The organism is Tunicatimonas sp., assembly GCF_049647865.1.
GTDB lineage: Bacteria > Bacteroidota > Bacteroidia > Cytophagales > Cyclobacteriaceae > Tunicatimonas.
Map to the genome: position 1 here is coordinate 1 of NZ_JBARYM010000341.1, position 1,920 is coordinate 1,920.

Annotated in this window: 2 protein-coding genes; one reads left to right on the plus strand and one right to left on the minus strand. The window is 41.9% G+C overall.

Annotation, left to right across the window (positions count from 1 at the left end; genetic code table 11):
• The first annotated feature begins 211 nt into the window (after window positions 1-211).
• Window positions 212-958 (plus strand): shikimate dehydrogenase family protein, encoded by a 747-nt coding sequence (locus WBA23_RS10270; RefSeq protein ID WP_424582188.1) that lies wholly within the window; start codon window positions 212-214, stop codon window positions 956-958.
• Window positions 959-972: 14 nt separating this feature from the next.
• Here the strand turns inward: WBA23_RS10270 and WBA23_RS10275 are convergent, their stop codons facing one another.
• Window positions 973-1,683, minus strand: coding sequence for a hypothetical protein (locus WBA23_RS10275; protein WP_424582189.1), 711 nt, complete (start codon window positions 1,681-1,683; stop codon window positions 973-975).
• Window positions 1,684-1,920: the final 237 nt, after the last annotated feature.

A 1,920-nucleotide genomic window follows, 5' to 3' on the forward strand; every position in this document is an offset into this window, starting at 1 on the left:
GATATTAGGCCCAGGGTTCAAGCTAATGTGAGTACGGGTAAATATGGAGCATACGTTGGCTATTCCCGAGGAATCAGAAATTATAAATCGTACTTCGTGGGAGGAACCAATGAAGCTTACAGTAGATTGGTCAGGTTTGGACTAACCTATCGTATAAACTGAAAACTATTGGTGATAAATAACTACTTATTTTCAAAATTTAATTCTCACTGTGACTAACCCTAAGCAATACGGACTTATTGGCTATCCACTGAGTCATTCATTTTCTAAGCAGTACTTCACCGAAAAATTTCAACGCGAGGGAATTACTGATTCTACCTACGAGCTATTCGAAATACCCAGTATTGAACAATTGACCGACGTTTTTCAGCAGAACCCCAACCTGCGAGGCCTGAACGTGACTATTCCTCACAAGCAGCAGGTGATGCAGTACGTGGATGAGTTTGACCCAGTAGCCCAACGTATCGGTGCGGTGAATACAGTTCGGATTGAAGCGAATAAGAAAGTGGGGTTCAACTCGGATTACTACGGCTTTCGCGACTCGCTGCTACCGTGGCTAAACAGAACTTCAGTAGATCAGGCATTAGTACTGGGGACCGGGGGGGCTTCCCGAGCGGTGGTCTGCGTTTTAGAAGACTTAAAAATTAAATATACCTACGTTTCCCGCCAATCTAGCGAAAAATCCATTTCCTACGCCGAACTAAAGAACAAAAATGTTAAAAACTACCCCCTGATTATCAACACCACCCCGTTAGGTATGAGTCCGAATAGGGGAACGTACCCTGACCTGAACTACAATCAACTAACCTCCAACCATTTTTGCTACGACTTAGTGTACAATCCCGAAGAAACAGCGTTTATGCGATTGGCCAAACAGCAAGGAGCTCGAGTGAAAAACGGACTAGAGATGCTTCACCGGCAAGCCGAAAAAAGCTGGGAGTTTTGGAATGCACCTTAGACCATAATTGCTAATTATATGATTTTATAGTGTAGGTTATAAATTATTCCACCGTCTTGAAAAACGGTATAACTGCCCAATTTCGTTTTACTATCATACAGGCGGTTTAAATAGCTCTCACCAGAGCGGATTGACATCGACTCTACGGTGTCTGAATCATCATCAAAGAATGCAAATTCTATACTATTTATATCTTGGCTATCGTAGATGAAATCAGTTGGGGTGTAAATAGTGAGTGGCAAGGTGCTAGACGAAGTATTCCAATACGTAGAACCACGGTAGCTAATGTTCTGATGACCAATTTCTCTCATTAATATAAGATCTGGCCACTGAGCATCCCCTATGCTATCCACATCCCAAATATGCTGCTCTAACCCCTGAATTTCTGTTACTACCAGTTTCGTAATTTGGTAGTTACCAATTCGGAATTGCGCATCTGTGCTTTTCTTACCCCCTGATAAGTTAGTAGCGGTCATCCGCAGCGTGTATTCGCCCGGATGATTCATCCTTAAGCTTGGCTCCTTAACATCATCGTAAATAGAAAGATGTTGACCATTGACAAACCACTGGTAGCTAAGGTTTTCGTCAGAATTGTTAGTAATCACTAAATCCTCGTAAGGGTGTAATAGAGTATTGCTCAAGCTAAAACTAACTTGAGGCAAAGCTATCTCGTCTTCACACCCAAAGGCGAGTATGGAGAGTACAAAAATCAAGTATTTTTTCATTAGTCATTCCAATTTGATGCGTAGATATATCTAACCAGGCCGCAAGAGGTTCGGATATACGAGTAAGGTGTGCAAGTTGTTGCTAGAGAACATACAATTACTTTGTGAAAAAACTGGAGCCCTACGCTGATTTTTATATTCATTCATCACCCGAACGGAATTTCTCAATTTCTTCGGCAGAAAGACCAGTCATATCCGAGATTGTTTCCGTAGAGTAACCTTTGGTTAATCCTCGTT